General features: G+C 74.0%; 18 protein-coding genes. 2 read left to right on the forward strand and 16 right to left on the reverse strand.

All coding sequences use genetic code 11. The features are described from left to right. Positions 1–9: 9 nt before the first annotated feature. From ACZ4QV_RS20430 to ACZ4QV_RS20445, 4 genes are all read right to left on the reverse strand, one after another. A complete protein-coding gene (locus tag ACZ4QV_RS20430) occupies positions 10–444 on the reverse strand; it encodes a hypothetical protein (RefSeq protein ID WP_361638809.1) in 435 nt (144 codons plus the stop codon). A gap of 342 nt (positions 445–786) precedes the next feature. Further along, positions 787–1596 carry an SAM-dependent methyltransferase gene (locus ACZ4QV_RS20435; RefSeq protein ID WP_361616326.1) on the reverse strand — a complete coding sequence of 270 codons (810 nt, stop codon included), beginning with the start codon at positions 1594–1596 and terminating at the stop codon, positions 787–789. 155 nt (positions 1597–1751) lie between these two features. Further along, positions 1752–9746 carry an amino acid adenylation domain-containing protein gene (locus ACZ4QV_RS20440; protein WP_361589044.1) on the reverse strand — a complete coding sequence of 2665 codons (7995 nt, stop codon included), beginning with the start codon at positions 9744–9746 and terminating at the stop codon, positions 1752–1754. Between the two features lie 565 nt (positions 9747–10311). Next, on the reverse strand, positions 10312–10884 hold the full coding sequence (locus tag ACZ4QV_RS20445) for a rhodanese-like domain-containing protein (RefSeq protein ID WP_361589041.1): 573 nt from the start codon (positions 10882–10884) through the stop codon (positions 10312–10314). Between the two features lie 153 nt (positions 10885–11037). Between ACZ4QV_RS20445 and ACZ4QV_RS20450 the strand changes: the two genes are divergently transcribed. Next, positions 11038–11316 (forward strand): metal-sensitive transcriptional regulator, encoded by a 279-nt coding sequence (locus ACZ4QV_RS20450; RefSeq protein WP_361150723.1) that lies wholly within the window; start codon positions 11038–11040, stop codon positions 11314–11316. Between the two features lie 78 nt (positions 11317–11394). Here the strand turns inward: ACZ4QV_RS20450 and ACZ4QV_RS20455 are convergent, their stop codons facing one another. Both ACZ4QV_RS20455 and ACZ4QV_RS20460 read right to left on the reverse strand, forming a co-directional pair. Further along, the gene (locus ACZ4QV_RS20455; protein ID WP_361150720.1) at positions 11395–12141 is read right to left on the reverse strand and encodes a sulfite exporter TauE/SafE family protein; all 747 of its coding nucleotides are present in this window, start codon (positions 12139–12141) and stop codon (positions 11395–11397) included. A 70-nt stretch (positions 12142–12211) separates the two neighbouring features. Beyond that, a complete protein-coding gene (locus ACZ4QV_RS20460) occupies positions 12212–13576 on the reverse strand; it encodes an MBL fold metallo-hydrolase (protein WP_361589037.1) in 1365 nt (454 codons plus the stop codon). Between the two features lie 407 nt (positions 13577–13983). Here ACZ4QV_RS20460 and ACZ4QV_RS20465 point away from each other — a divergent pair, with 407 nt between their 5' ends. Beyond that, complete coding sequence (locus tag ACZ4QV_RS20465) at positions 13984–14607, forward strand: GOLPH3/VPS74 family protein (protein ID WP_361150715.1); 624 nt, start codon at positions 13984–13986, stop codon at positions 14605–14607. A gap of 66 nt (positions 14608–14673) precedes the next feature. On the opposite strand, the gene ACZ4QV_RS20470 is transcribed toward ACZ4QV_RS20465, so the two are convergent. The 10 genes from ACZ4QV_RS20470 to ACZ4QV_RS20515 all read right to left on the reverse strand — a co-directional run bounded on the left by ACZ4QV_RS20470 (position 14674) and on the right by ACZ4QV_RS20515 (position 23277). Beyond that, positions 14674–14961, reverse strand: coding sequence for a hypothetical protein (locus ACZ4QV_RS20470; protein ID WP_361589034.1), 288 nt, complete (start codon positions 14959–14961; stop codon positions 14674–14676). Beyond that, the gene (locus tag ACZ4QV_RS20475) at positions 14958–15200 is read right to left on the reverse strand and encodes a hypothetical protein (RefSeq protein ID WP_361150709.1); all 243 of its coding nucleotides are present in this window, start codon (positions 15198–15200) and stop codon (positions 14958–14960) included. The genes ACZ4QV_RS20470 and ACZ4QV_RS20475 overlap by 4 nt, the downstream gene beginning before the upstream one ends. A gap of 308 nt (positions 15201–15508) precedes the next feature. Then, complete coding sequence (locus tag ACZ4QV_RS20480; RefSeq protein WP_361150707.1) at positions 15509–15838, reverse strand: hypothetical protein; 330 nt, start codon at positions 15836–15838, stop codon at positions 15509–15511. A 161-nt stretch (positions 15839–15999) separates the two neighbouring features. Further along, positions 16000–16887 carry a DUF4190 domain-containing protein gene (locus ACZ4QV_RS20485; RefSeq protein ID WP_361589030.1) on the reverse strand — a complete coding sequence of 296 codons (888 nt, stop codon included), beginning with the start codon at positions 16885–16887 and terminating at the stop codon, positions 16000–16002. 136 nt (positions 16888–17023) lie between these two features. After that, complete coding sequence (locus tag ACZ4QV_RS20490) at positions 17024–18067, reverse strand: hypothetical protein (RefSeq protein WP_361150701.1); 1044 nt, start codon at positions 18065–18067, stop codon at positions 17024–17026. Between the two features lie 143 nt (positions 18068–18210). Beyond that, positions 18211–19863 (reverse strand): M48 family metallopeptidase, encoded by a 1653-nt coding sequence (locus ACZ4QV_RS20495; protein WP_361619639.1) that lies wholly within the window; start codon positions 19861–19863, stop codon positions 18211–18213. Positions 19864–19946: 83 nt separating this feature from the next. Next, positions 19947–20081, reverse strand: a complete 135-nt coding sequence (locus ACZ4QV_RS20500) for a hypothetical protein (protein WP_361589024.1) — start codon at positions 20079–20081, stop codon at positions 19947–19949. A gap of 144 nt (positions 20082–20225) precedes the next feature. Beyond that, on the reverse strand, positions 20226–20984 hold the full coding sequence (locus ACZ4QV_RS20505; protein WP_361619641.1) for an ANTAR domain-containing protein: 759 nt from the start codon (positions 20982–20984) through the stop codon (positions 20226–20228). A 91-nt stretch (positions 20985–21075) separates the two neighbouring features. Continuing rightward, on the reverse strand, positions 21076–21822 hold the full coding sequence (locus ACZ4QV_RS20510) for an ANTAR domain-containing protein (protein WP_361619643.1): 747 nt from the start codon (positions 21820–21822) through the stop codon (positions 21076–21078). Between the two features lie 162 nt (positions 21823–21984). Continuing rightward, positions 21985–23277: an acyl-CoA thioesterase/bile acid-CoA:amino acid N-acyltransferase family protein gene (locus tag ACZ4QV_RS20515; protein WP_361589016.1), complete on the reverse strand. Its 1293-nt coding sequence runs from the start codon at positions 23275–23277 to the stop codon at positions 21985–21987. Between the last annotated feature and the right edge of the window lie 54 nt (positions 23278–23331).

Raw genomic sequence — 23331 nt, forward strand, 5'->3', positions numbered from 1 at the left:
CGTTCGACCTCAGGTGTTGAGGAAATCGACGATCTCCCCGCGGTACCGGTGCGTCGGTACGGCGGAGTCCGTCTTCGGCGACAGGTGGTGCCGGAGTTCTGTGCGGGCTTCCGACCAGACCTGGCGGGCAAGGGTGTCGGCGGGCCGCGTCGCGTCGAGGATCAGGTCACTGGCGTCGCGCGCCGGTTCGACGTGTCGAGCGTGCGCGTCGCGTCGGTGGTGGAGGTAGGTGCGCAGGAGGACGTCGAGAGGGAAGCCGTGGTGCAGGCACTTGCGCTGGATCTTGCGTACCAGCCGGAGGTCGGCCGGCAGGTCGACGAAGATGTCGAGGCGGGGGCAGCGTGCCGACGGTGCGACGTGACCGGCGAACAGCCCCTCGACAATGACGACGGAGACCGAGGCCGACGCGGCGTCCACGTCGTGGGTGAGGCGCTCGAAGTCCATCGACCGGGGAGATCCGTAGTCCAGGCGCGGTACCCCGGCGTCGTCGTACGTCCATACGCCGCCGTGGTCCGGTGCGCCGAAGTAGTAGTCGTCGCCGTGCAGTACGCGGACGGAAATCCGGGGGCGGTGGCGGTCAGTGCGTCCGCCAGCGTGGTTTTGCCCGCGCCGGAACCTCCGGTCAGCGTCAGCAGCATGTGGTTCTCCCATCCACTCGGCCCACTGGTCATGCCGGTCGCGCCGTACGGCCGGGTCGCCGTTCGCCGGCTCGCTGTCCTCTCTTCGGAGCCGGCGAACGTGCGGGCCGGACGGATCTGGTGGGATCAGGTGGGGCGGTGCCGGGTCTCAGGCGTTCTTGCGGGCGACGGCCCCGTACATCGCGATGTCCCGGTCGTCGACCTGCTCCTGGTCGGCGTCGGGCCGCCAGTGGTGGACCTGTGTCAGCCCGGGGTCGACCAGGTCCAGGCCCTCGAAGAGCGCCTCGGCCTCGGCCTTGGTACGCAGCTTCATGGGCATGCCCCGGCGCGCGTACTCGTCGGCGACCCGGTGGACCTCGCGCGGCGCGAAGTCGGCGGTGCCGATGGTCATGGCGAGGAAACTGCCGGCGGGCAGCGGCTCCAGGAGGCGGCGCACCAGGCTGTGGTCGTCGGGCGGGAGGATGAAGTGCAGGATGCCGATGATCATCAGGCCGACCGGCTGCCGCAGGTCCAGCAGTTCCTGGAACTGGTCGGAGCCGATGATGGCCTCCGGGTCGCGCATGTCGGCGTCGACGTACGCGGTCCGGCCCTCGGAGGAGCCGGTGAGCAGGGCCCGCGCGTGGGTCAGCACGATCGGGTCGTTGTCGACGTACACGGCGTGGGCGTCGGGCCGCACCTGCTGCACCACTTCGTGCAGGTTCGGGGAGGTGGGCAGGCCGGTGCCGATGTCGAGGAACTGCCCGATGCCTTCCTCGCGGGCCAGGTAGCGGGCCGCGCGGTGCATGAACTTCCGGTTGGCCCGCATGTGGACGGGCAGCGCCGGCCACTCCTCGCACATCACGTCACCGGCTTCGCGGTCCACGGCGTAATGGTCCTTCCCGCCGAGGATGTAGTCGTACACGCGCGCCGAGTGAGCCGTACCGGTGTCTATCCGGTCCACGGGGTAGCCCTGCTCCAACACCCTTGCTCCTTACGGTTGTACTTGCGCCACGACGGTCCGGCGCCACGGTGAGTGTATGCGGTGCCCGATACGGCCCTGACGGTGCGGTATGCCTGCTCAGGGCCGTGGTGCCCGCGCGGCCAACTGACCGGACCGGAACGGTCACACCCTGTTCACCGTGCCGCTTCATCACTCAACCGGTCGGCGATCGCCTCGAATTGCTCAATCTCGTCCTGATCCAGGTCGAGGAGGGGGAAATCGGAGGGCGTGTGCCCTCCGGCTGCCGGGCTGTCCGTGTGGGTGGCCAGGCCGTCCAGCAGGTCCAGCCAGGCGCGGCCGACACGGGCCGCCACCGCCGCGTCCAGCAGCCGGTCCGGCCAGGTGAGGGTGAGGCTGAGGGCCGCCCCGTCCGCGGTGTCCCGGACGGCCGCGCTCGCTTCCAGCACATGCGGCGCGGGCATGCCGGGGTCGGAGGAGGAACCGATGGCCGGTTCGCCGGTCAGTTGCCAGGGTTCGGGCGTGCCCGTCCGGGTGGGTGCGGCGAGGAAGCGGCCCATGTAGTTGAAGCTGATGCGGGCGGACGGCGGGTGCGCCTGCCCGGGCGTGTCGGTGCTTTCCGGGAGGTGCTCCGGTCCGTCTTCGGCTGCCGCCCGGGACTGTTGCTTGACCGTTTTGAGCAGCCGGCCGGCCGCGGGGCCGCCCGCCGACGCCTCGGCCAGGTCGATGCCGGTGAGGTCCAGCCGCTGCGGGCGTACGGTGGTGAACCAGCCCACCGTACGGGAGAGGTCGGTTCCGTCGGCCGCCGCACGGCCGTGCCCTTCGACGTCCACCAGGACGCTCTCGCCGCCGGTGCCCGGCCGTCCGTCCACGACCGCCCCCGCCAGCGCCGCGAGCAGCACCTCGTGCACGCCGCAGTGGTACGCCGCCGGGGTACGGGACGTCAGGATCTCCGCCTGCCCGGCCGGCACCGCCCAAGTCTGTTCGCGCAAGGTCGCCGCGGTGTCGACGGCCGGATCGAGTTCCCGGCCGATCGGCAGCGGGTCGGGCGGCTGCGGGCAGGGCCGCGCGTCGGCCGGCTGCGCGTCGGCGGCCCGCGGACCGTCGGCGTCCGGCCCCGCCGCGGCCCACCTCCGGAACGACGTGCCGACCGCATCGAGGTGCGGCACCCCGCCTTCCGCCGCCGCCTCGCAAGCGGCCCGCAGGTCCGCGAGCAGGATGCGCCACGACACCCCGTCGACCGACAGGTGGTGGACGGCCAACGCCAGACGCCCCGCCCGCCCGGGCCCGGCGTCCAGCCACACCGCCTGCACCATGCGGCCCGAGGCCGGGTCGAGCCGCCCTACGGCGTCCCGCGCCGCCCGTTCGGCAGCCTCGTCGAGGCGCGCTTCGCGGGTCGCCGGGGTCACCACCGGGGCCACCGCGCTCCCGTCGAGATCGTCGGTGACCGACCGGCAGGTGATCAGCGGCCCGGCATCCACCGAGCCCCGTTCGCCCGTCTCCAGTGCCCATCCGTCCGCGTCCGGCACCACGCGGGCCCGGAGCATGGCGTGCGTGTCCAGTACGGCGCGCAGCCCGGCCGTCAGGGCGTCCCCGGTGAGTGCGGCGGGTGTGGCGACGATCGCCCACTGCGCGAAGCGGCCACCGGTGATCCGCTCGCCCAGCCTCCGCATGAGCGGGGTCCGGCGAATCCGGCCGACACCCGTGTCCACGGAGTCCCGCGGGCCGGTCCCGTCGTCCGCCGTACGGGCCAGCAGAGCGAGCCGTTCGGGCGTCTTCGCCTCGAACACCTGCGGTGAGGTCAGTACCAGTCCGGCGCGGCGGGCCCGTGCCACCAGTTGCAACGAGATGATGGAGTCGCCGCCCAGCTCGAAGAAGCTGTCCTCGACACCGGCTCGTTCCAGCCCCAGTACCTCGGCGAACAGTGCGCACAGGACCTCTTCGGCCGGGGTGCGCGGGGCCCGGCCCGCGGCCCGCGCGGCGAAGTCGGGTGCGGGCAGGGCTGCGCGGTCCACCTTTCCGTTCGGGGTGCGCGGCAGCGCGTCGAGCACCACGACCGCCGCGGGCACCATGAACTCGGGCAGCGCCCCGGCGACGTGCTCCCGCACCGACCGGCCGTCGACCGGGCGACCGTTCACCGGACGGCCGGCAACCGGACGGCTGTCCGCCGCTCCCCTCGCCACCACGTAGCCGATCAGCCGCCGCTCGCCCGGGCGGTCCTCACGGACCGCGGCCGTCGCCTCGCCGACGGCGGGGTGCGCGGCCAGCGCGGCCTCCACCTCGCCGAGTTCGACGCGGTGGCCGCGTATCTTGATCTGGTTGTCGGCCCGCCCGGCGAAGACCAGTTCGCCGTCGCCGGTCCAGCGCACGATGTCCCCGGTGCGGTACATCCGCCCGCCGGACGTGAACGGGCAGGCCACGAACCGCTGCGCGGTCAGCGCCGTCCGTCCCTGGTAGCCGCGCGCCAGGCTCTCCCCCGCCACGTACAGTTCACCGGGCAGGCCGGGCGGCACCGGCTGGAGGAAGGCGTCCAGGACGTACAGCCGGGTGTTGGCGACGGGACGGCCGACCGTGGGCGTCTCGCCGCCGGTCAGCGGGGCGGTGGAGCTTTGCACGACGGTGGCTTCGGTGACTCCGTACTCCTCGTGGACCTGCCGCCCCGGGGCCCAGCGGCGGCGCAGTTCCTCGGTCAGCGGCTCGCCGCCGGTCACCACGACGCGCAGGTCGGGCAGGTCTTCCGGCGGCAGGTGCAGCAGGAAGGACGGGGTGCCGCCGAGCTGGGTGACCCGGTGGGCGCGCAGCAGCCGGGCCAGGTCCGGACCCAGGGACGGCGGCCCCGGCGGGGCCAGGACGAGGCGTCCGCCCGCGCACAGGACGGGCCAGGTGTCGGCGATCGACACGTCGAAGGTGGGGGCGGCGAGCTGGAGGACGCGGCTGTGCGGGCCGATGCCGAACCGGGCCACCCGGTCGGCGACGAGGTTGCGCAGGCCGCGGTGGGTGACCGTGACGCCTTTCGGTACGCCGGTGGTCCCCGAGGTGTAGATGAGGTACGCCGCGTGGTCCGCTGCCAGCGGCGTGCGGCGCTCCGCCTGGGTCACGAAGCCGCCTTTGCGGCGTGCCAGCGCCTCGGTCACGGCCGGGTCGTCCAGGTCGGCCACGCGGGCGGCGCAGTCACCGGGCACCGCGTGCCGGGTGTCGGCGGCGCACAGCACCACGGCCGGGTCCGCGTCCCGCAGCAGGAAGGCCCGGCGCTCCGGCGGGTAGTCCGGGTCGACGGGTACGAGGACGCCGCCCGCCATGAGCACGGCCAGTGCGGCGGTCAGGGACTCCGCCGACCGCCGCAGCACCACCGCGACGCGGCGCTCCGGGCCGACGCCGAGGTCGGTCAGGTGCCGTGCCAGACGACCGGCCGCGGTCGAGAGTTCCCCGTAGGTCACGGTCCGGCGGGCGTCCTCGACGGCCACGGCGTCGGCCGCCCGCGCCGCGCGGCGGCGGAGCAGTTCCGGTACCAGTACGGCGGGCAGCGGCACCTCCGTACGGTTCCACTCCGTCACCACCTGCCGGTGTTCTTCCGCGCCCAGCACGCCGACCCGCCCCACGGCGGGCGCCGGGCCGTCGGTGACCAGTTGTTCGAGGGCCAGGGCCAGCCGGGCGGGCAGTGCTTCGACGACGTCGGCGGGGAGCAGTCCGCGCTGGTGGATGAGGTGGACCCGGAGCTGTTCGCCGGGGGTGATGTTCAGGCCCAGCGGGTAGTGGACGGCGTCGGTCACGTCCGAGAGGCGGATCGACAGCGCGCCGGGCCGGTCCGGGACGGCCGGGGGCCGGGGCAGGTTCTGGTAGACCACGATGCTGTCGAACAGCGCGCCGGGCCCGCCCAGTTTCTGCGCCTCGGACAGGCCGAGGTGCCGGTGCGGCAGGAGGGCCGACTGGCGTTCCTGCACGTCCTTGAGCAGGGCGAGCACCGGCTGCGCGGCGTCCAGCGGCACCCGTACCGGCAGGGTGTTGATCAGGAGGCCCACCATCGTCTCGACGCCGGGCAGTTCGGGCGGGCGGTCGGCCATGGTGACGCCGAAGACCACGTCCGTACGGCCGGCCAGCCGGGCGAGGACCAGGGCCCAGGCGCCGAGCACCACGGTGCTCGCGGTCAGCCCGTGGGCACGGGCCAGTTCCTCCAGCCGGCGGGACAGCCCGGCGGGGAGGTCGGCGTGCAGGTGCGCGGGGTCGGTCGCGCCGTGCTGCGGTGCCGTCGGCGCCACCAGGGTGGGTTCGTCCGTGCCGTGGAACGCGGCGCGCCAGGCGTCCCGTGCGGCTTCCTTGTCCTGCCGCGCCAGCCAGGCCAGGTACTCCCGGTACGAGGTGACCGGGGCCGGCCGCGGGTCGTCGCCGCCCGCTTCGTACGCCGCGGACAGCTCCGTGACCAGCACCGGCAGCGACCAGCCGTCCATGAGGACGTGATGGGTGAGGACGACCAGGCGGTGCCGTTCCGCGCCGAGGCGGATCAGCAGGAGCCGCCACAGCGGCGCCGTCGCCAGGTCGATGCGCCCGCGCTGTTCCCGTTCGGCCAGCTCCGCGGCCGCGGCCGACGCCTCGTCCTCCGGGAGGTGTGACACGTCCGCTTCCTGCCAGGGCAGCGGCACGTCACGCGCGACGACTTGTACGGCCGCGCCGGACGCGCTCCGGCGGAAGCTCGCCCGCAGGGCGGCGTGCCGGTCCACCAGGGCCCGCCAGGAGGCCCGCAGTCGGCCGGTGTCCAGCGGTCCGTCGAGTTCCAGTGTCCACCGGCTCTTGTAGACGTCCGGCGCCAGCTCGTCGTGGACGGACTGGAACAACAGCCCTTCCTGCAAGGGTGAGAGCGGCCAGACGTCCGCGAGCCGCGGTACCGCCTGCTCCAGCTCGGTCACGTCCTGCTGGGTGAGGGTGAGCAGCGGGAAGTCGGAGGGCGTGTGCCCGCCCGCTCCGGTGGTGCGGGTGTGCGCGGCCAGGCCGCCGAGCAGGTCGAGCCACAGCTGCCCCAGGGTGCGTACGGCGGTCTCGTCCAGCAGGTGGGCGGACCAGCTCAGGGCGAGGGTCAGTTCGGGTCCGTCGGGGGTGTCCCGTACCGCGGCCTCGGCTTCCAGGGCGTGCAGTACGGGCATGTCGGGGTCGGCGGCTTCGCCGATCGTCGCGTGACCGGTGAGCTGCCAGGGCCCGGCCGGGCCGGTACGGGTCCCGGCGGCGAGGAACCTGCCCAGGTAGTTGAACGAGACCTGCGGGCCCGGAAGCGCGGCCAGCGCTGGTCCCGTACCGGGGTTGAGGTGGCGCAGCAGGCCGTGGCCGAGTCCGTCGCCGGGCACCGCCCTGGCCTGTTCCTTGACGGTCTTCAGCAGGGCACCGGCCGCCGGGCCGCCCGCCAGGGCTTCGCGGAGGTCGACACCGGCGGCGTTCAGCCGGACCGGGTGCACGTCGGTGAACCACCCCACCGTACGGGCCAGTTCCACTCCTTCGGCCACCGGCTCGCGGCCGTGCCCCTCCACGTCCACCAGCAGTCCGGCGGCCGGGACGGTGTCCGGCCGCCAGTGGGTGAGCGCTCCGGCGAGCGTGGACAGCAGGACTTCGTGCACGCCACAGTGGAATGCGGCGGGTGTGCGGCCCGTCAGGGTTGCCGCGCGGTCTGCCGGAACGGTCCATTCCGTACGGCGCACGGTGGCGGCGGTGTCCCGCAGCGGGTCGGGCGGCCGCGCGCCCACGGAGAGGTCGCCGCCGTCCAGCAGCGCCTTCCAGCCGTCCAGCTCCGCGGTGCGGCGCTCGTCCGTGGCCTGCGCCGCCAGCAGCCCGGCCCACTGGCGGAAGGACGTTCCGACGGGGTCGAGGACCGGCGGCCGTCCGGCGGCGACCGCCTCGCAGGCAGCCCGGAGGTCGGGGACCAGGATGCGCCAGGAGACCCCGTCCACCACCATGTGGTGCACGACCAGCACCAGCCGGCCGTTCCGCTCGGGCCCCGCGTCCAGCCAGACCACCTGGGCGAGCGTCCCGGCGGCGGGGTCGAGCCGCCGCAGGGCGTCCCGTACGGCCTGCTCGGCGGCCTCGTCCGGACTGCGGCCGTCCTCGGGGACGATCCGTGTGACCAGCGAGGCCGCGTCGACCGTGCCGCGCCCGGCCACCGTCAGGACCGGCTCCGGAGCGTCCGTCACGATCCTGGCGCGCAGCATGTCGTGGGTGTCCAGTACGGCGGCCAGCCCGCCCACCAGCACGTCCCGCGTCAGCCCGGCCGGCGCGCCGACGGTCACCCACTGCGCGAACCCGCGGCCCGCCCCCCGCTTCCCCAGCGCCCTCATCACCGGGGTCCAGGGCACGTCCCCGGTCCCCCCGTCGTCCTCCGTGGCGCCTTCCGGCCGGTCCGAGGCGGTCTCGGCGACCGCCGCCAGCCGCTCGGGCGTCATGAGGCCGAAGACCTGACCGGTCGTCAGGACCAGCCCGGCCCGCCGGGCCCGCGACACCAGTTGCATCGAGCTGATCGAGTCACCGCCCAGCGCGAAGAAACCGTCCCGCGCCCCCACCCGGTCCAGGCCCAGCACCTCGGCGAACAAACCGCACAGGGTCTCCTCGGCCGCCGTCCGCGGCCGTTCGGGTGCGGCTTTGCCGAAGCCCGGCGCCGGCAGGGCCTTGCGGTCGACCTTGCCGTGCGAGGTGAGCGGCAGCCGGTCCAGCGGTACGAGGGCGGCCGGGACCAGGTACGCGGGGAGCGTCGCGGCCAGGTGGTCCCGCAGGACGGCGAGGAGCGCGCCGGGGTGGCGGCCGTCGGGGCGTTCGCGGCCGGCGGGCCCGGCGGGCCCGCCCGGGGCCGTCGCCGCCGGGCCGGCGGCCGGAACGACGTATCCGACCAGCCGCCGCTCGCCCGGGTGGTCCTCCCGGGCGACCACCACGGCCTGCCCGACCGCCGGATGCGCGGCGAGGGCCGCTTCCACCTCGCCCGGTTCCACCCGGAACCCACGGATCTTGACCTGCTCGTCGGTCCGCCCGACGAAGACCGGTTCGCCGTCAGCGGTCCACCGCACCAGGTCCCCGGTGCGGTACATCCGCTCGCCGGGCGCGAACGGGCAGGCCACGAAGCGTTCCGCGGTGAACCCCGGACGCCCCAGGTACCCGCGGGCCAGCCCGTTCCCGGCGAGGTACAGCTCCCCGTCCGTTCCCGGGGAGACCGGCCGCAGCCGCGGGTCGAGTACGTGCAGACGGCGGCCGGCCAGTGGCCGCCCGAGGGGCAGGACGTCCGGTACCTCGTCGCCCGGCCGCACCGGACGCGTCGTCGCGCACAGGGTGGCCTCCGTCGGCCCGTACAGATGCTGCACGGTCACCTCCGGGCACGCCTCCCGAACGCGTGCCACCGCCACGGCCGGCACCACGTCCCCGCCGCACATGACCTGCCGGAAGCTCCGGAAGCACTCCGGCGACTCCTCCGCGATGACCCGGAACAGACCGGCCGTGAGCTGCACCGCCGTCACACCGTCGGCCGCCGCCCGGCCGAGCCGCTGCGCGTCCGGCGCGCCCGGCTCCGCCATCACCACCGTGCCGCCCACCGCCAACGGCAGCCACAGATCGAACAGCGACGCGTCGAAGGCGTACGGAGCGTGTGCCAGCACCGCGTCGTCCGGGCCCACTCCCCACCGCGGGTCGCTGACCAGCCCCGCCACACTGCCGTGCGGGACCAGTACGCCTTTCGGCAGCCCCGTCGAGCCGGAGGTGTACATGACGTACGCCGCGTCCTCCGCACCCACCGCCACCCCGGTACGGCCAGGCGGGCAGGCGGCCACCGCTGCCACCACCTGCGGGTCGTCCAGCACCACGGTGCGCACGCCGTCCGGAACCAGGCGCTGTGTCACGGGCCGGGTCGCCTGCGAGCACAGCACCGTCACGGGGGCCGAGTCCGCCAGCAGGAACGCCACCCGGTCCGCCGGATACCCGCAGTCCACCGGTACGTACGCGGCCCCCGCCTTCCACACCCCCAACAGCGCCGTCAGCAGGCCCGCCGACCGCTCCAGTACCACCGCGACCCGGTCACCGCGCCGCACACCACGGGCGGACAGGTACACGGCCAGCCGACTCGACGCCGCTGCCAATTCCTCGTACGTGTCCTTGCGTTCGGCGTCCGCCACCGCCACCGCGTCCGGCGTGCGGGCCACTTGGCGGTGAATCATGTGCGGCACCGAAACGGCCGGCGCCCCGGCGGGCACGCGGTCCCGGCCGGTCATCGTCCGGTCCCCGTGTCCGGCCGACGGCTTTTCTCGCGTGTATCACCTTCGGAGGGAACTGTTGCCCTCATTCCTTTCCGGCAGAAGGAAAGCGACGGGGTCAGGATCAGGGGCAGGACCGAGTACGCCAGGCCGTTCATGATTCCCCCTTGGACGGCAACGACCGAAATGACCGGCGACCCCTTGGCCGTAGGCGCGGCGCATCCCGCAACCTCCGCGCATTCCGCGTCGGTCGAAACCGATCGGCGTACCGTGATGCGAGGGTCGGCAGCCCTCACTTTGCGGTTCGTGAAGTACGAGGTCAACGCAGCCAGTTGGACGAGCACTTGGTCTGTGCGCGTCCAACTGGTTGTTTTCCGTACTCCGGCCACCGGCCCGGGACGGACCGCCGTCAGGAATTCTCACCGACGCCGCTCACGGATTCCCCCGGATTTCCGAGCGGCACCGGAACTGTACGTGCCCGCCCGCCACCGGAATGGGGGCGGCAAAATGCTGCTGCGGCGCCGCCCGGTCACCCGCCGAGGGCCGCGAGCGTGACTTCGAGGTCGGTGGCTCGGGGCTGGTTGTGCGGAAGCCTGGCCAGCAGGGCCGCCATGCCGCAGGTGTCGGTCGCGGCGGAGACGACCAGGCCGCAGCCGATCGCGGCGGACAGCCAGCGGGCGTGCCGGTAGCGGGCGCCGAAGGCGAGGCCGGCCACCACGAGGGAGCCGGCGGCGAGGCGGACCTGGCGTTCCATGGGCCAGACGGCCCGGGTGCCGGTGCCGTCTGCACGCTCGACCGGGTGGCCCTGTGCGGCCCAGGCGGCGGTGCCGCCGGTGAGGGTGGCGGCGGGGATACCCGCGGCGGCGAGCTGTTCGCAGGCGGCGGCGGAGCGGTTGCCGGAAGCGCAGACCATCAGCAGTTCGCCGCGGCCGGCTGCCGCCTCGATGGCGGGAAGGGCCCTCGCGAGGTGGCCGAGGGGGACGTTGTGGGCACCGGGCAGATGGCCCGCGGCGTATTCACCGGGGGTGCGGACGTCGACGACGGTGTAGGCGCTCAGCCGGGCGGCCGCCTGGGCGGGACGGACGGCGGTCTGGGTGATCATGTGCATGGGGTTCCTTTTCGTTGCGTCCCCCGGGCCCCGGGGAAGCGGGCCCCGACGGACTAGAATACCCGCGGGGGTATCCGGAGGGCCCGGAACCACACCCGGGACGCCCGGGGTGTCCCCGGGACGCGGGTCTGCCGCGGAGGAGGAAGTGTGGAGCTGGAGATGGCGGCCGGTGAGCTGAAGAGCGTGCTCAACCGACTGCGACGGGCACAGGGACAGATCGCCGGAATCATCAAGATGATCGAGGACGGGCGCGACTGCGAGGACGTCATCACGCAGCTCGCCGCGGTCTCCCGCGCGCTGGACCGGGCCGGGTTCGCGATCATCGCGACGGGCCTGCAGCACTGCATGGCCGACGGGGAGCAGACCGGCGGCGACCGGGAGCAGATGCGGGCGCGGCTGGAGAAACTGTTCCTCTCGCTGGCCTGAGGCGTCCGGCCGCTCGCCGGGCCGCGGCGCCCCGCCGTCCACCGGCCCGAGACGTCCGTCGCCGTTCCGCCGGACGCGTCATGTCACGGCCTCGACGAGCATGAAGGCCGCCACGGCCAGCAGGGCGAACGCGAACAGACGCTGGAGACGGGGACCGGAGATCTTGCCGGCGAGGCGCTTGCCGTCCCACGCCCCGAGGACGGCGGCCGCGGTGAACGGGCCGACGACCGCCCAGTCCAGGGCACCGGCCGCCCCGAAGCGGGTGGCCAGTGAGGCCAGCGAGTTGACGGTGATGACCAGCAGACTCGTGCCGACGGCCGCCCGCATCTCGAAGGCCAGTACCGCGACCAGGGCCGGTACGGCGAGGAAGCCGCCTCCCACGCCGAGCAGCCCGGTCAGGGCGCCGAGCCCCGCGCCGGCCCCCGCGGCCCGCCCCTTTCGTATCTCGCGGTCCCCGGCCGCCGCGGCGGCCGGGCGCAGCATCATGACCGCGGCGAGGGCGGCGACGCCCGCGAAGGCGAGGGTGAGGGCCGCCTGCGGAAGGCGGGCGGCGGCAGCTCCGGCGAGGGCCGCGGGCAGTACACCGGCGGCGGCGAAGGCCGCGCCCGCCTTCCACCGTACGTGTCCGGCCCGCGCATGCGCGTACAGCGCGGTCAGGGAGGTGGCGGTGACAATGAGCAGGCTCGCGGTGGTGGCCTCGGCGGGAGTGAAGCCGAGGAGGTAGATCAGCGCCGGCACGGCCAGGACGCTGCCACCGCCGCCGAGCGCGCCGAGCGCCAGGCCGACCACACCGCCCGCGACCAGGGCCAGGATCAGTGCGCTCACGCTGCCGGACCACCCGGCCGGCGCCCGCCGGTGACCGGCGGGGCGCAAGCGCCGGGACCGAGAACGGGCATCAGGAGCCGGCCACGGTCAGTCCGGCGTCGGCCGCGGCTTCGAAGCCGTCGTCGACGGCGACGACCTGCCGCCCCACCGCGTCCAGGAGGGAGGCGGCGATCGCCGCGCGCATGCCCCCGGCGCAGTGCACCCACACGACGCCCCGCGGGATCTCGCCGATCCGGCCGTGCAGTTCGTGGACGGGGATGTGCACCGAGCCTTCGACGTGTCCGCCGGCGCGTTCGGAGTCGCGGCGTACGTCGAGCACCACGACCCCCGCGCCACACTGACGGGCGGCGGCGAGGTCGGCGAAGGTGGCGCGCGGGAACGAGGCGAGTTCCTCGCCGTCGCGTATCCAGCCGGCCGGGTCGCCGGTGGCGGCGGCGGCCGGGCGGTCGATGCCGACCCGGGTCAGCTCCCGCTGGGCGGCGGCGATCTGCTCCGGCGTCGTGGCGAGCAGGGTGACCGGCTTGCCCCACGGGATCAGCCAGGCCAGGTAGGTCGCGAGCTTGCCGTCCCCCTCGAAGTTGAACGATCCGGCCACGTGCCCCGCGGCGAAGGCGACGCGGCTGCGCAGGTCCACCACCCACTCCCCCGCGGCCAGCCGCTCGGCGATCCGCCGCGCGTCGGCGGGCTCGGGCGGGGTCAGGTCGACGGAGGCGGGGCCCGCGGCGTTGGCGGGGCCCATGTGGGCGTAGTAGGCGGGTACGTCCTCCAGGCCGGCGAGGGTGCGGGCGACGAAGGTGTCCACGTCCAGGGTGAGCGCGTCGTTGGCCGTGCGTTCCTTGCCGATCGTGGTGGTGTCGCCGTCGGCCTGGGAGGAGGAGCAGAAGCTGCCGAAGCCGTGGGTGGGCAGCACCGGGACCTCGTCGTCGAACTCGTCGGCGAGGCGGTGCGCGGAGGCGTGCTGGGCGCGGGCCAGTTGCTCGGTCAGCCGTGGCTCGACCAGGTCCGGGCGGCCGACCGTGCCGATCAGCAGCGACCCGCCGGTGAAGGCCGCCACCGCCCGGCCGTCGTCCTCCAGCGCGTACGAGGTGTGGTGCGGTGTGTGGCCGGGGGTGGCGATCGCGCGCAGTACCAGGCCCTCGTCCACCGCGACCGTGTCGCCGTCGGCGACGGGAGTGCGGGGGAACGACACGCTCGCCGCGGCCGGGACCAGGTAGGCGGCGCCGGTGACGCGGGCCAGCTCCAGACCGCCGGTGACGTAGTCGTTGTGTATGTGGGTCTCCGCGACGTACGCGATCCGCACGCCGCGCCGCGCCGCGGCGGCGATCACCCGGTCGATGTCGCGCGGCGGGTCGATCACGACCGCGGCCCCGTCGCCACCGGCCAGGTAGCTGCGGTTGCCCAGGCCCTCGAACGTCAGGGTGTCGACGAAGAACACAGCGGTGCCTCCTCCATGGAACGGGCGTAACGGGTGTGACTCGTGTACCCCCGGGGGTATCCGCCGCCCACCTTGACAGGGATACCCAGGGGGGTATTCCGGAGCGCCGGGACGCCCGGACGTTCCAGCGCCCCCTGGGGAGCGGAACACCTGCGTCCGAAAGTCCCTCACTGCGACGGGTACCCGGTGGGGTATCGGGGAATCCGGCCCGGCCCGGGTCATGGGCGCGCGGGCCGTCGCGGGAGGGCGGGTCGGGCTACAGTCAACTCCGTACGGAACACCACCCGTTGCCATCCGTGGTTCGCGCCCCGCCCCCGCCCCGACCGGCCCCGGCCCCCTTCCCGCACCCGGCATCCGGCCGCTCACCGCCGTGCCGCTGCGGGTACCCCTGACACGGAGCCTTCGTCATGACCACCACACCGCGGGATCTTCAGCTCGTCGCCCTGCTCGTCTCCATGGACGCGGAGGCGCCCCGCCCGGTGGTTCCGGGCGACCTCTCCCTCGCCCTGGCGGGAGCCGAGGTGATCGACCTCCTGCACGCCGGGACCCTCTCCCTGGAAGGCGACCGCATCGTTCCCTGCGACCACGACCGCGGGGCACCGGCCGACCGCCTGCTGGACGCGGCGGCGTCGGCGCTCGTCCGGCAGGCGCCTCACGAGTCGGTCGAGGACTGGCTGTGGCGCCGGGGCCGCGGTCTGTCGGCGCTCTACCGTGCCGCCCTGACGGAAGAGGGCCTTCTCACCCGCGAGCGCCGTCGGCTTCCGTTCCGCAAAGGCCGGACGACGGTGGCCGCCTCGTCCGCCCGCAGCCACGCGGCCGACCGCTGGGCATCGGGCGAACCCGTCCTCGCCGCCCTCGCGGCAGCCGCCGGAATCCGCGAAGCGCCGGCCGGCGATGCCCTGAGCGGGACCGACGACGCGGTCGTGACCGTACTCGCCGCCGTCAACGAGGCGGTGGTGGAGCTGGAGGGCGTACGGCAACGACGCTCCGTCGAGCAGGCGGCCTTCGACAACATCTGGCGCGGCGTGTGACGGGAAGGGGGACCGTGCGGCGGTAGCTCCTGACGGCCCCCCTCGCACCGCCCGCCCCGACGCCCGTCAGCGCAGGCGCCGTACGAAGATGTCCGTCGCGGCGTTGGTGTCGCCCGGCGCCAGATCGGCGCCGGCCTCGGCGAAGGCGGCCAGCAGGCCGCCGCGGTCGGAGGACACCCCGAAGGACGCTCCGGTGCCGCCGTCGGGGGCCGAGCTGAGGCGGGTGACCCGTCCGGTCCTCAGGTCGCGTGCGAAGACGTCCCAGGTCCCGTTGGTGTCGTCCGGGACCAGGTCGGGGGCGTTGGTGGTGAAGCAGGTGGTCCGGTTGTCGGCGCTGAGCCCGCCGCCGGTCACGCTGCCCGTCGGGGGCCGCCGTCGGGACGGGCGGCCAGTCGCGCGTACGCGCCGGTGCGCAGGTCACGGGAGTACGAGCCCCACCTGCCCGGCTGGTCCCCGGGCAGTACCGCGTCGCCGGTGTCGAACTGGAGGGAGCGGCCGTCCGGCGAGAACCGCAGTCCGTACTGGACTTTCGCCGGGGTGCCGGCCCGGTTGTACGCGCCCGCCCGGGTCTCGCCGGTACGCCGGTCGTGCACCCCGAAAGAGACGTAAGGAGGCTGCGGCCTGGCGATGCCGGGCGCGCCCTGGGGCCAGGGGAAGAGGTTCCTCGCCTCGGTGGTGAAGGCGACCTGCGCCCGTCGGCGCTGATGACCGGGTCGGAGGAGGGTGCGGCGCCCTGCGTACCGTCACTGGCCACGCTGACCAGTTCGGTGGCACCCTTCCAGCGGTCGCGGACGAAGACGTCCATGCCGTCACCGCGGTCGCGCGGGTCGAGCGTCCGCGACGGCGAGTCGAAGGCGACGAACCGGCCGTCGGCACTGACGGAGTGGGTGTGGCCGGGCTCCTACCCCGGCGAGCCGTCCGGGTTCGCGCTGACGAGATCGACGCGCCCGGTGCGGAGGTCCTTGGCGTACAGCTCAATGCCGGCTCCCTCGGGTGTACCGGGTACGAGGTTGCGTGCCTGGCCGAAGAAGACGAGGACGCGGCCGTCGGCGCTCAGCACCGGGCCGGAGGAGTCGCCGTCGGCCTGTTCCCCGGTGGCGCTGACGCTGACCCGCCGCAGATCCCCGTACGGCCCGGCCGGTGCGGGGCCCGCGCCGTGCGCGGACACCGCGGGCAGCGCCGTGGCACAGGCTCCCGCCAGCACCGCCGGAACTGCGGTCCGTCGACGCACGGTTCCTCCCCTACCCCAAGCGCACCGAACGGAGCCGGAGCAAGCCAACCGGTCCGGCGTCACACCGGCAACGCGGGATCCGGCCTTCCGGAGCCCGCAACCGCGCGGCGGCCCGCAACGTCCCACCAGCTCGCGAGGGACGTTGCGGGCCGCCGCCCGGGTCACTTCCCCGTCAGGTCGGTGGGACCGCTCCAGTAGGCCCGCTTCCACCGCTTCGCGTCGGGAGTGAACTCGACCTCCATGCGGTCGGCGGCGTCCGGCGGCAGCGAGAACGCGTACTTGCCGACGACCTCCCGGCCGGGCAGGACGTACCCCTTGAGGACCTTCTGCCGCCCGCTGCCGTCGATCACCAGCTCCGTCGAGGCGCCGTCGGCGTCGTTGACCGAGGGCAGTCCCGTCTCGATCTCGACCCGCTCGCTCCCGGTGTTGACCACCTTGATCGTCACCTGGACGGCCTTGTTGCCCTTGGCGTGGCCCAGGACGTAGGCGTCCGGGACGAACGGCTGCGGTTGGGCGACCGTCACCTTCAGACCGTTCCCGAAGGTGTAGGAGCCGCCGAACGACGGATGCCGCGCCTTCTTGTCGGCCTCGGCGGCCTCCTTCGCCTTCTCGATGCGGTCGATCCGGGCCCGCGCTTCGTCGTTCGCCTTGTGCACCGAGACGGCGAAGAAGATGCCGCCGGCGACCGCGCCCAGCAGTCCGCCCACGCCCAGGAGCACACCGGCCAGCGCCATGCCCTTGCCCCGCGCCCGGCCCTTGCGTGCCAGGCCGAGCCCGACGGAGCCGAAGATCACGGCGAGCAGCGCCGGCAGCCAGGCCATCCAGAACAGGACGACGGGCAGGGCGAGTACGACGCCGAGGGCGCCGAGGACCAGCGCCGAGACGGCAATGCCGTTGCCGGGCCGCGGCGCGAGCGGCAGCCCCGTCGGGGGCGGGCCCCAGGAGGCGGGGGCCGGCCCCTGGCCGGGGGGCGGCGGGCGCCAGGGGTCGCGGTCGTCCGGCGTCGGGGCGACGGGCTGGTCACCGTCGGGCGGAGTGGATACGGTCACGCACAGTCCTCGTAAGGGGTCGAAACGGACAAGCTGTTGACCTTATCAGTCAGACAGGCAGCATCGGTCAGGCAGACAGCGGTTCGGCCGTGCCCCGGCCACCTCCGCACAGCCGCGGTGCTCACGACCCTGTGGCTCACGACTTGCTCACGGCACCCCGCAGCGCCTTGGTCCGGTAACGGCAGTACGTCTTGGCCGGGGAGGGGCGGTAGCTCCACGGCAGCGCGCCCACGTATCCGTCCACCGCGCGGAACTGTTCCAGTGCCGCTTCGTGACGGTCCTGCTTCGTCAGGAAGTACGCCAGCAGGTGCCTGACCTCCGCCACCCGGCGGTCGTCCGGCCGCGCCGCGCCGACGTCCCGCAGGGCGTCGTCGGTCATCCCCAGGACATCGGGCCAGCCGTACGCCTCCGACGGCGCCTCGTCGTCGTGTTCGAACCAGGCGATGAGGCGCAGTACCGTCAGCAGGCTGCCGGGCGGGGCGGTCGCCGCGGCCTGTCCCGCGAAGTCGCGGGCGATCTCGGCGGAGCCACGCCACTTCGCGCACCAGTACTGGAGTGCACGCACATGCCCCTCGAAGTGGTGCGGGGCGCGGGAGGTGACCTCGCTCCACAGGTCGAGCATCATCGCGTGCGAGGCGCCCAGGCCCATGTACAGCGGGATCTTCTTGACGTACGGGGTGGGGTCGCCGGGCAGCGCCAGGGTCTCCGCCCGTTCGAAGGCCTCCCTGGCCTCCCGCAGCACCCGGTGGAATCCGGCGAACTGCTCGGCGGTGGTGTGCTTGGCGAGGTACGCGCCCCGGATCTCCCAGGCCAGCGTCACCTGCGCGGCGGCCCGGACCACGGCCGCGTCCGGGTCGTCGGGGCGCTCCGCCTCCCAGGCGCGCAGCCAGGTGTCGTCCTCGGCCGCCCGGTCGGCGACGACACCGACCAGGTGGGAGCGGTGTTCCCAGTCGGTGCCCGCCGCGCTGATCACCTTGGCGGCGGTCTGCCACTCGCCCCGGACGAGGGCCTCCGTCACGGCGTCCGCCTCGGGGTCGGCGCAAGGCCGTTCCGTGTCCTGGCGGTTCGGCGGCAGCAGGTCCGTACCGGCCGCCGCGGCGAGCTTGGTGGTACGTCTTCTCTTCCACAGCCAGGTGCAGACCGTGACGGTGATGATGATGAGGGGAAGAATCCCGTGCATGGGTTCGAGTGATCCGATCGAAGGTGTGCTCGCCGGGCGGCGTCGGTGGCCGCCGGCGTGATGGGTGATGCGAAATCCGTGGTGGGTGGTACGTGCTCCGTGGTGGGCGCCGCGCGGCGTCGGCCGGGGTCGCCCGCGTCCTGTCAGCCGGCGAGGAGGCCGCGCAGCGGTCCGGTGTCCGGGGTGTCCGCGACGGCCGCCCGTACCGCAGCCGCCAGTTCGTCCTCGATGTCCCGCTCCCCCGGCAGCCGTAGCCGGGGCCCGGCGGCCCAGGAAGGTTCCCAGCGCGCCCCGGCCGCCTCCACGAGAGCGAGTTCCGCGAGGTGCTGCGTCCCCTCCTCCAGGTCCGGGCGCAGGAATTCGCGTGCGGCCCGGCCGCTGGCGCGAGCGGCCTCCCGCGACTTGGGCAGGTGCCGGGCGACCCACCACAGCCGTCCCGCGTCGACGGCGTCCAGCAGGGCCGCCAGATCCTCCGCCGCGCTGCCCGGCGTGATGCCGAAGGCCGCCATCGCCGTCCGCAGCGGCCGCGCGTCCGCTTCCGTCAGCGTGTGCACGGCCCGGTGCGTCAGGTCCGGCCAGTCGGTACGTTCCATGGCCAGCGCCTCGGGTGTGAGGACGGTGCCCTCCACCTCGACCAGCACCCGCTCCGCATCGCGCAACAGGGTCAGCGCGGGCCGCGCCGGGGACGCGGCCGGGCCGTCGTCGGGCAGCGCCTCGATCAGCCGGACCCGTTCGGCCACCGGCGGGTGCGAGTCGTACGGGGTGGGCTCGCCGGACGGCAGTTCACCGCGCAACTCCGCCAAGTCGGCGCGCAGCTCGGGGTCGTCGAGCAACTGCCGTACGCCGCCGACGACCTCGCCGCGCGGCGGGAGCAGGCCCGCCCGGGCGCCCAGGCCGATGTACCGGCCCACGTAGACGTCGTGGACGGCGTCCAGGACGGCGATCTCCCGCAGCGCCGAGACCGTGGCGTCACGGCCCGCGACCCGGGCCGCCACGCGGTCGGCGGCGAGTTCCTGCTGCCGGCCCACGCTCTGCGTGGCCCGCAGATAGAACCGCGCGTACGCCTGAAACGGCCTGGCCACCACCCCGTACAGCAACGGCCTGGCGATCCTCCCGAGTCCGGACCGGACCGCACGGACGGTGTCCGTGACCGCGCTCCTGCGCCGCTCGGCTCCAGCCCCGGTGGAGGCTGTCCTGTCCCCGCTCCGGCGGGTCTTCTTCCGGTCGCTCCGCGCGCGTCCGGGTGCCTGGAAACCCGCCACCGTCCGCAGCACGCTGTCGCGGCCACGCAGGGTGATGCCGGCGAGCCGGGTGTCCGCGTTGCCGTAATGGCCGAGTTCGTGGGCGATGACCGAGTGGAGCTGTGGTTCGCTGAGGCCGATCAGCAACGGTACCCCCAGGTACAGGCTGCGCCGGCCGGGCAGCAGGCCCAGCAGCCGAGTGCGTTCCTGGACGGCCGCGTTCACCTCTTCGGTGAGGAACAGTGTGTCGGGCGCCCGGGTGCCGGTGCGCTCGGCCAGCGAGCGGACGGCGTGCCACAGCTCGGGCTGTTCGGCCTCGGTGACCGCGAGCCCGTGTTTGCCGTCCCCGTCGCCCGTACCGAGCGTGCAGACGCCCCGCAGGACCGGCAGCCCCACCAGGACGGCGAGCACGGTCGCCGTGACCGCGCCTCCGGTCGGCGCCCACGCCCAGGCCGCCAGGGCTGCGCCGGCGAGCACGCAGAGCACGGCGAGGGCGAGGACGTAGAAGCCGGCCAGCAGGAACAGTGCGCGCAGGGCGCGCAGAGATGTACCCACAGGGCAGAGTCCCCCCACAAACAGAAAAACAGAGCGAGAGGATCATAAGTGCGACATGGTCATGACCTGGACCATTTTCGCGGTCACCGGACGGGCGCCCGGCCGCTCGCCGGACGGACCGGCAGCCGGGTGCCGACCGCGAGGCGGGCCGGCGGTGTGTGCGTGATCTTCGCGACGCCGGAGCGGCCGACGAGGTAACCGTCGAGGTACCGCCACATCTGGGGTGCCTGCGTCAGGGCGGCGAGTCCGGGTGGCGGCCGCGATGCCCGGTTCCGCCGTGTCGCCGTTGACGACCTCCACACGGGTGCCGAAGGAGGCGGCCGGCCGCGGTCAGGTGACGCGGCCACCGATGGCGGGCGGTCTCACTCCGCCGACGCGTCCTCGGCCGGCTGGTGGGGAGCGGTCGACGGCCTGGGCAGGTCTCCGGCGTCGATGGCGCTCTGCGCGACGGCGGACAGCAGCAGACCGTGCCGGCGGGCGTGATCGCGCAGGAGGTCGAAGGCGCTTCCGAGAGAGACGTCATGGTGCGCGGCGAGGTAGCCCTTGGCCTGTTCGATGAGGATGCGGCCGTGCAGGGCGCCGTGCATCTGTTCGTTGATGGTGTCGGTGTCGGCGTGCCGGAGGGTGCGGGCGTGGACCAGACCGATGGTGGCCGCGTCGGCGAACGCCTGGGCCATGGCGAGGTCGTCCAGCGGCACCGGGCTGTCGGTGGTCCGCAGGAGCAGCAGGCTGCCGAGGGTCTCCCGGCGCAGCCGCAGCGGTACGGCGCAGGCATGGGTGTAACCGGCGCCCCGGGCCTGCGTGGTGAAGTCGGCCCACGCGGCGGGAGCTCGGGAGAGATCACCGGGGGCGACGGTCTCGGCGGTGCGGTAGGCGTCCGCTGCTGGACCTTCGCGCAGCGCCAGGTCCAGCACCCTGGACAGGGCCGGGCTGGGGTCGCAGGGCGCGGGGCTGTACATCTGCGGCCCCGGGTAGGCCAGTACGACCGCGGCATCGGTGACGGCGAAGATGTCGCGGCAGCGGACGGTCAGTTGCTGCAGGAAGTCGATGACGTCGAAGTCCGCGACAAGGGTGTCGGCGAGTTCGACGAAGGTCTGGGCGATCTTGCCTTCCCTGCTCATGTCCCTCCTTCTCGATGAGCGGGCGCGGGCCACAGCAGGTCCGTGCCGGGCGGCGGTCGCCGCGGCGATTTCCGAAGGATGTCGCGGGCGGTCACGGCGGCAGATCCGACAGGATGTCGCGGGCGGTCTCGGTGAGGGGCCGGCCGGAGGCGAACGCCCGGGCCCGCAGCCGGACCAGCGCCTCCTCCAGCGGTACGCCGAGCCGGCAACTGAGCACACCGGTGGCCTGGTGCACCTCGACCCGGTGCAGGTCGACAGCGCCCGCGGCGCCCGGCCCGTCGTGCGGGTCACCTTCCCCGGTGTCCGGCCGCCAGGCCAGCAGCCGGCCGGCCAGCGCGTCGGCCACACGCAGCCCGTCCGCAGCCTGCCGTGCGGACAGCGACCCCGGCATCCCGCGGTATGCGGTCAGCGCGCCGAACCGGATGCCTCCGGTCCGCACCGGCCACACGAACACCGCTCGCACGCCCAGTGACTGGGCCTCGACGACGAACTGCGGCCACCGTTCGCCCGCGCCCGTGCCCAGATCCGCCACCTGATAGGGCACCTCACTGAAGTCCGTCGCCATCCCGGGCCCCTGCCCCAGGGTGAACTGCGCGTCCTCCAGCCGGGCACTGATGTCGTCGCTGAACCAGACCAGTTCCGCACCCCACCGCAAGGAGACCGCGATGCCTTCCAGCCCCAGCGCGTGCGCGCACCGCACCGCCCACACCCGGTGTTCCCCGGAGTCGACGGCTCGCTCCAGGCCGACCAGCAGATCCTGCACAGAAACCTGGTGCTCCATCGCTGAGCCTTCCACGCCGAAGAGCGGACCGGTACCGAAGACGGCCACATTCCGCATCTGAAGACTACTCTTCGTGGCCCCTCCGGAGCCGGTACGGGAAAAGCGATGTTCTCCGTCCGGGCACCGTTCGGCAGCGTCCGGCGTACGTGCCCGCGGCGCGGCCGGGCCGGTCGCGGCTCGTCCGGTGTCGGAGCCACGGCCGTCCGGTGCCGCGTTCGGTCAGCGCGCCGTCCGTTTGAGGAGCCGGAGCACCTGCGGCCAACTGTCACTCTTCGCGTGGGCGTCGGCCGCCGGGGTCCCGCCCAGGGGCCGCCCGCCGCCCTCCACCGCGCTGGGCAGGTAGGGGTAGGACGCGGCAGCGTGCCCGGCCTTCGGATAAAGCAGAGCCCGGTGCCTGCGGCCGGCGGCATTGCGCTCCTGCGCGATGGCCCGGGCGGCGGCCAGCGAGGGCCACAGGCGGTCGTCACCGCCGCCGACGGCCAGCACGGTGCCCCGGACGCGGTCGAGCGGGATGGGGGCGAGGCGCAGGTCCTTGCCATGGTGTGTCCATGCGGCGTGCCCCTGCCCGCAGCTGAGGCAGCCGGGGTGGTAGGCGTCCCAGGTGTCACGGCTGGGCAGGTACGCCACGGCGTCGTGGACGAGGCCGGGGTAGTACTGCGCCATCATCTGCGCGGCCTCGGACCCCCGGGAGACACCGATCACCGCAAGCCGCCGCGGATCGGCCTGCGGCTGGTCGCGCAGCAACCGGGCGGCGGTGGCGAAGTACTCCAGCGGGATGCCGGCCAGGTTCTCGGGGCGCCCTTGGCAGCCGAAGTAGCACATGGCCAGGGCGGGGTGGCCGCGGGAGGCCAGCAGCGCGGCCGCCCGCTCGTCGGCGAGGCCGCCCTCCGAGCCGCCCAGGAGCAGGACCGGTGCCTGTCGCGGCCCGTGCGCGGGAGGCAGGAAGAGGTTGCCGCGCACCTCGTCCTTGGAGACGGTCAGGTCGTGGTGCCGTACTCCGGTCGCGGTCCAGATGCGGGTGAGGTCCCGCTCGGCCAGGGTCCGGCCGCCCGACGCCACGGTGAGACGCACCCGGTAGGAGGCTGCCGTCCGCGGTATGAACCATGTCGCGTCCGGGTCGCCCTCGGCGGGCTTCATGGACCACAGCAGGCCCATGCCGTCAGCTCCCCGGTAGGTCCCGGTCCGGGGCCTGTCGCGGCTCAGGTCCACGGTCCCGTCCGCGTCGGCGGCGAAGACCGCGCGCCCCGACCAGGCCATGCCCCGGTAATCGGTGGCGTGCGTCGTGACCGTCGTCTCCGTCCCGGCGGCGAGTCCGCTGATCCGGATGTGCACCGGTTCGTCCGCCAGGGCGGCCGGCTTGTCCAGCTCGACGGTGGCCGCCCGGTCGCGCCGACGGTCGTCCGGTCCGCTGTCTTCCGTGCAGCCCGCGGCGATCAGCAGAGCCAGCCCCGCCGACACGGCGCGCAGCACGTACCGACCGCCCCCGCTGCCCCTTCTGTTCGGTTCCGGCATCCCAGCAGTGTGAGCGGCGGGCACCGGCGAGTGGAAGAGCAAGAACGGACAGCA

It is taken from the genome of Streptomyces sp. NPDC026394 (assembly GCF_055567735.1).

Coding starts and splice junctions, on each gene's coding strand:
- ACZ4QV_RS20430 (WP_361638809.1), bottom strand. CDS start 444: ATGGACTTCGAGCGCCTCACCCACGACGTGGACGCCGCGTCGGCCTCG.
- ACZ4QV_RS20440 (WP_361589044.1), bottom strand. CDS start 9,746: ATGATTCACCGCCAAGTGGCCCGCACGCCGGACGCGGTGGCGGTGGCG.
- ACZ4QV_RS20445 (WP_361589041.1), bottom strand. CDS start 10,884: ATGATCACCCAGACCGCCGTCCGTCCCGCCCAGGCGGCCGCCCGGCTG.
- ACZ4QV_RS20465 (WP_361150715.1), top strand. CDS start 13,984: ATGACCACCACACCGCGGGATCTTCAGCTCGTCGCCCTGCTCGTCTCC.
- ACZ4QV_RS20490 (WP_361150701.1), bottom strand. CDS start 18,067: ATGCACGGGATTCTTCCCCTCATCATCATCACCGTCACGGTCTGCACC.
- ACZ4QV_RS20500 (WP_361589024.1), bottom strand. CDS start 20,081: ATGTGGCGGTACCTCGACGGTTACCTCGTCGGCCGCTCCGGCGTCGCG.
- ACZ4QV_RS20505 (WP_361619641.1), bottom strand. CDS start 20,984: ATGAGCAGGGAAGGCAAGATCGCCCAGACCTTCGTCGAACTCGCCGAC.
- ACZ4QV_RS20510 (WP_361619643.1), bottom strand. CDS start 21,822: ATGCGGAATGTGGCCGTCTTCGGTACCGGTCCGCTCTTCGGCGTGGAA.
- ACZ4QV_RS20515 (WP_361589016.1), bottom strand. CDS start 23,277: ATGCCGGAACCGAACAGAAGGGGCAGCGGGGGCGGTCGGTACGTGCTG.